5 protein-coding genes, 1 tRNA gene and 2 pseudogenes are annotated in these 4,873 nt (G+C 69.1%); 2 read left to right on the top strand and 6 right to left on the bottom strand.

What is annotated here, in order from left to right:
* Window positions 1–39: 39 nt before the first annotated feature.
* Together CV1CTNOD_RS07500 and CV1CTNOD_RS07495 are read right to left on the bottom strand one after the other, a co-directional pair.
* Window positions 40–447 carry a type II toxin-antitoxin system VapC family toxin gene (locus CV1CTNOD_RS07500; RefSeq protein ID WP_131785427.1) on the bottom strand — a complete coding sequence of 136 codons (408 nt, stop codon included), beginning with the start codon at window positions 445–447 and terminating at the stop codon, window positions 40–42.
* A complete protein-coding gene (locus CV1CTNOD_RS07495; RefSeq protein ID WP_131785426.1) occupies window positions 444–674 on the bottom strand; it encodes a FitA-like ribbon-helix-helix domain-containing protein in 231 nt (76 codons plus the stop codon). Before CV1CTNOD_RS07495 ends, CV1CTNOD_RS07500 begins: the two co-directional genes overlap by 4 nt.
* A 323-nt stretch (window positions 675–997) precedes the next feature.
* On the opposite strand from CV1CTNOD_RS07495, the gene CV1CTNOD_RS07490 reads away from it, so the two are divergent.
* Window positions 998–1,489 carry a hypothetical protein gene (locus CV1CTNOD_RS07490; protein ID WP_131785425.1) on the top strand — a complete coding sequence of 164 codons (492 nt, stop codon included), beginning with the start codon at window positions 998–1,000 and terminating at the stop codon, window positions 1,487–1,489.
* Between the two features lie 517 nt (window positions 1,490–2,006).
* Here the strand turns inward: CV1CTNOD_RS07490 and CV1CTNOD_RS07485 are convergent.
* From CV1CTNOD_RS07485 to nadD, 4 genes and pseudogenes are all read right to left on the bottom strand, one after another.
* Window positions 2,007–2,083: transfer RNA gene (locus CV1CTNOD_RS07485), tRNA-Ala, on the bottom strand.
* Between the two features lie 88 nt (window positions 2,084–2,171).
* Window positions 2,172–2,888: a histidine phosphatase family protein gene (locus tag CV1CTNOD_RS07480; protein WP_131785424.1), complete on the bottom strand. Its 717-nt coding sequence runs from the start codon at window positions 2,886–2,888 to the stop codon at window positions 2,172–2,174.
* On the bottom strand, window positions 2,885–3,292 hold the full coding sequence (gene rsfS, locus CV1CTNOD_RS07475; RefSeq protein WP_131785423.1) for a ribosome silencing factor: 408 nt from the start codon (window positions 3,290–3,292) through the stop codon (window positions 2,885–2,887). The genes CV1CTNOD_RS07480 and rsfS overlap by 4 nt, the downstream gene beginning before the upstream one ends.
* Window positions 3,293–3,610: 318 nt before the next feature.
* A pseudogene (nadD, locus tag CV1CTNOD_RS07470) lies at window positions 3,611–4,207 on the bottom strand (nicotinate-nucleotide adenylyltransferase); the annotation flags it as partial.
* Between the two features lie 206 nt (window positions 4,208–4,413).
* On the opposite strand from nadD, the pseudogene CV1CTNOD_RS07465 reads away from it, so the two are divergent.
* A pseudogene (locus CV1CTNOD_RS07465) lies at window positions 4,414–4,873 on the top strand (phosphoglucomutase, alpha-D-glucose phosphate-specific); the annotation flags it as partial.

The raw sequence follows: 4,873 nt of genomic DNA, 5'->3' as shown, positions 1-4,873 counted from the left end.
GTGTAGTTGGAATCCCCCTCGTTCACGAGGGGAAGGACGTCAAGCAAAGACCTCGACGGGGCACTTGGCGGCGCCGCTGCGTTCGACGCGGGCGTCGCTGGTGATCAGTGGCAGTCTCAAGGTCTCGGCGAGGGCGACGTACTGGGCGTCGTAGGCGCTGAGGTTGTGGTGCAGGTCGCGGACGCGTGTCCACAGGATCAGTGTCTCGTGCCGCACAAGCGGCAGGAGCTGGTAGTCACCGATGGCCTTCTCCGCATCCCGTGCAGTGACCTTCCGACCACGGACCATCCCGAACAGGGCCGAGATCACCTCGTAGTCGAGCAGTCCGGGCGCGGCGAGCGACTCGAGGCTGGCGAGCCGGCGGCGCACCGCCTGCCCGGTCGGGCCGTGATCGGTCAGCGTCCGTATCAGCGCCGAGCAGTCGATCACAGCCTCTGGACTGCTCACGCGCGTTCCCGGCCCTCGTCGATCGCGGTGAGGATGTCCGAGGTGGCGAGATCGGCGCGCGTTTCACGGTCGAGGCGAGCCATCATGTCCGCCAGGGTCGGCGTACGGGCATCTCGGGTGACCAGGTCGAGCAGGTAGGCCTGCAGGCTGCGGCCCGTCTGCGCGGCCTTGAGCTTCAGGGCATCCAGAGTCGGATCCGGGACGTCGCGGATCGTGATCGCGGTCATGCCTGCATTTTATCTGCAATGCCAGCAGTCCGCCAGTCCGGTCGAACAATGCAAACCGACCCCCGATCTCGACAGTCGCCGGACGAAACACCGTCATGCGGCTGCGCCCGACGCCAGGGCGCCACCCGGCCCGCACCCCACAGCCACAGCCCACAGGAGTTAACGGGTAGCACCGAGCGACGCGGCTTGAGCCGAATGCAGGGACGGCTGGCACGCCCGGTTCTGAGGGACCGCGACTGTGCCGAGGCAGGCGACAGGCGGGCCACCCCGCCCGGGCCATCTCGCCGCGAGGGCGGCAACGAAGCGGTTCTAGGCTCGTGATCGTGACCCAGACCCTGGACTCCGCCGCCGCGCTCGACGATCCTGACGCGCTCGCGCGCGCCGCCGAGAGCTGCCTGCTGTTCACCCGCGGGCGGGGGCTCGCCGCCTGGGCAGGCGCCGGCCGGCCGGTGACGCCAGCGGGGGCGCCGCGGCCCACCGACCTCGCGGCGGTGTGCGCCGCGGCCGGCGTCGCGCTGCCGCCGACGTCGCGGCGGGCGATCGACATCCGGGATCTGCAGCAGGCATGGACCGCGGCCCGGGCAGCGGGTCTGCTGGTCGTCGAGGGCCGCCAGGCGAGGGCGGCCGACGACGACGGGCCGGCCGAGCCCGGCGACGGCGAGCAGCCTGGCCGGGACGTACTGGGACGCTGGGCCGCGGTGTTCGACGACGAGAGAACCACTTCTCCCCGACCGCTACCTTCCGTAATCGCAATCAAGAGGCTGGTCTCGGGAACCGAACCGGTTGATCAGAGTTCCGACCTGACCCTTCGCTGATCAACGCGGTCCAGGAACTTATAGAGTCAACCTGTTTTCCTAGGTCAACAACATAGTTACGCTCTGTCGACTTCGTCGCGAGCTCAGGGAGACTTGCCTTCGTCGACTGAGCGGCCAGGACGCCGGTCCGTGCAACCGCGCAGTCATAGCCGGAAGCCTAGTTGACCTACGGATCTGGAGCGCTCCAAACGCCGGATCTGGAGCGTGCAGATCTACGGATCTGGAGGGCTCGGAGCTACGGATCTGGCGAACTTGGGTGAGGGAACTGGTACCGCCGGGCGGCTGGACGTCTCCGAGCGCGACACCGTTCCTGTGACCTGGTCCAGGCGTCGGCGCCACCGCCGCCCACCCGTCCCAAACGCCCCGAAAGGAGGCGGTTCGCATGACGGCAACGTGGTCGTCCAGGCGGGGCTCGAACCAGCCACCGAGGCCCTGACCAACACCGATCCAAGCGCCGGACCTCTAAGCGATAGATCGTAAAACGCATTCACGCAGGTCAGGGGCATGATCAGTAAAATGGTGGAGCTGAGGGGATTCGAACCCCTGACCCTCACACTGCCAGTGTGATGCGCTACCAGACTGCGCCACAGCCCCAGATGTGCTCTTGCTACCTGCCCTGCTATCCGTCTCCTTGCCGCTCCTGCGTACCTTTCACACCTTACAGGTTCTGCCAGGCGCCCCTTCAGGAGGCACCCGGTGAGTGTACCGGTTCGATGTCGGGAACGGTTTCGGTGCCGGCAGTGGTCAGGGCAGCCTGCGCGGGCAGGCCCGCCGCCAGCGTCCCCAGATCATCACTGTGAGCGGCTGCGAGCGGACCGCTGTTGTGCTCGACCAGCCGGAACTTCCCGTTGGAGCGGCGCAGGAGCGACCATCGGCAGTTCCCCAGCGGGCCGAACCGCCACCACATCGGCGGCGGCATGTCGAGCATCCGACCGATGAGGGCTCGGGCGGTGCCGCCGTGCAGGACCAGCACGGCGAGCCCGTCGCCGCCGGAGAGCTCTTCAGCGACGAGATCCTCCACGACGCCGATCGCTCGCGCGCCGACCTCCTCGTAGGTTTCGCCACCGCCGCGGCGGACGTCCTCACCGCGGCGCCAGGCCGCCGCCTCCTCGGGAAAGCGCACCGCGGCCTGTTCCGCCGTCAGGCCCGACCACGCCCCCACCGATATCTCGCGCAGCCGGGCGTCCGCCCGGACCGCAAGACCCAGCTCGGCGGCGGTGGCCCGGCAGCGCAGCAGATCCGAGGACACCACGACGTCCGGGACGAGGGCCCGGACCGCCGGCGCCACCAGCCGGGCCTGGGCCCGACCGGTGGCGTCCAGCGGCGGATCGGCGTGGCCCTGGAACCTGCCCAGGTCATTCCATGAGGTGCGTCCGTGGCGCCACAGCAGGACCCTCACCGGCGGCCCGCGCCGAGTGCGGCTACTTCCGCATGACGCGCGAGGTCACGGTCGGTGAAGGCGACCCGTGGGCAGTCCTTCCACAGCCTCTCCAGGTCGTAGTACGTCCGCTCCTCACCCCGCTGCACATGCACCACGACGTCGGCGAAGTCGAGCAGCACCCAGCGTCCCTCGCGTTCCCCCTCCCGGCGGACCGGCTTGGCGTCGAAGCCGCGCAGATGCTCCTCGATCCCGTCAACGACGGCTTTGACCTGCCGTTCGTTATCCGCTGACGCGACGACGAAGCAGTCCGTGATGGCAAGACGCTCACTGACATCGAGCACGACGATGTCGTGGGCAAGCTTGTCCGCGGCGGCCTGCGCCGCTTCGAGGGCGAGCTCGACGGCTCGCGGGGATGCGGTCACGAATGCACCTCTCTGGGCTCGGTGGATCGTCAGGCTTCGGTGGATCGTCGCGGTTGCGACCATCACCCGTGCTGATATGGCCGGCGCATGTCCGTCGATCGCTGTCCATGGGCGTGCGCCGAACCAGCTTGCGTACTGCCTGTCCAGCCTGACACACACACAACACTTTCACGGGTCTGGATTTGTCCTGCGCCGGCTCAGCGGACCTGCCGGCCTGGTCAGCCCGGTTTCCGCGGACGGCCCGGTTGCGCCGCCGCCACCGCCACCGGCGGTGCCGGCGGCACGGGTTTCCAAGCCGGCCGGACCAGTGAGGTTGGCCGGGTCAGCGGGGTCACGAGGCTGGTACAGACCGCTCTTGGCGATGAAACGCACCACCCCGTCCGGGGTGAGGTACCAGATCGGCGCCCCGCGGCTGACCCGGGCGCGAATGTCGGACGACGAGATCGCCAGCGCCGGCACCTCGAGGAGACTGACGGCGTCCACGGGCAGGCTCGCGTCGAGTTCGAGCTGGTAGCCGGGTCGGGTGACGCCCACGAAGTGGGCCAGCGCGAACAGCTCCCGGACATCCCGCCAGCTCAGGATCTGCGCCAGCGCGTCCGCGCCGGTGATGAAGAACAACGTGGCCTTGCTGCGCTCTCGACGCAGGTCCCGCAGCGTGTCGATGGTGTACGTCGGTCCGCCGCGGTCGACGTCAATCCGACTTACCGTAAAATGAGGGTTACCTGCTGTCGCGAGGAAGGTCATGAGGTACCTGTCCTCGGCCGGTGAGACGTCCCGGTCGACCTTCTGCCACGGTCGCCCGCTGGGGACGAAGACCACCTCGTCCAGATCGAACAGGGCCGCGACTTCGCTGGCGGCCACCAGGTGGCCGTTGTGCACCGGATCAAAGGTCCCGCCCATCACCCCGAGCCTCACGGGCGGACAGTAACTGGACTACGGCATGGTTTCGACATCTTACCGGATGTATCACATCCGGCCACGCCCGGCACGCCCGCTCCTACTCACAAGAAGCAGCCACAACCGTGCCGCCGCCGGCCCGCTAGGCTCAATGCCGCAACCATTCCGGGCGCGGCCGTGACCGGCGCCCGTGCCCGTCACTTCCTGTTCGAGGGGACCGCCTGATGCCGCCCAGTCCGCTCGCGGGCCGGCCCGCGCCACCCGACATCCTCATCGACGTGGACGCGCTGCTGGCCGCCTACCACGACGAGCACCCCGACCCCGCCGACGCCTCCCAGCGGGTCGCGTTCGGGACGTCCGGGCATCGCGGTTCGTCGCTGCGACGCTCCTTCAACGCCGACCACATCGTCGCGATCACGCAGGCGATCTGCGAGCACCGCGCCGCGCACGGGGTGGACGGGCCGCTGTTCCTCGGCATCGACACGCACGCCCTGTCCGCGCCGGCTCGTGACAGCGCGCTGACAGTGCTCGCCGCGCACGGGGTGGACATACGCATCGCCCCCCGCGACGAAGCCACCCCCACCCCGGTGATCTCCCACGCGATCCTCACGCACAACGCCGGCCACGCTGCCGGCCGTGGCGCCAGCCACGATGCCGGCCGTGGCGCCAGCCACGATGCCGGCC

Origin of the sequence: Protofrankia symbiont of Coriaria ruscifolia (assembly GCF_900634745.1) — a bacterium.
Taxonomy (GTDB): domain Bacteria; phylum Actinomycetota; class Actinomycetes; order Frankiales; family Frankiaceae; genus Protofrankia; species Protofrankia californiensis.
The sequence above is the reverse complement of the archived record's forward strand: the minus strand, read 5'-3'. Positions and strand labels throughout refer to the sequence as shown.

Coding starts and splice junctions, on each gene's coding strand:
- CV1CTNOD_RS07495 (WP_131785426.1), bottom strand. CDS start 674: ATGACCGCGATCACGATCCGCGACGTCCCGGATCCGACTCTGGATGCC.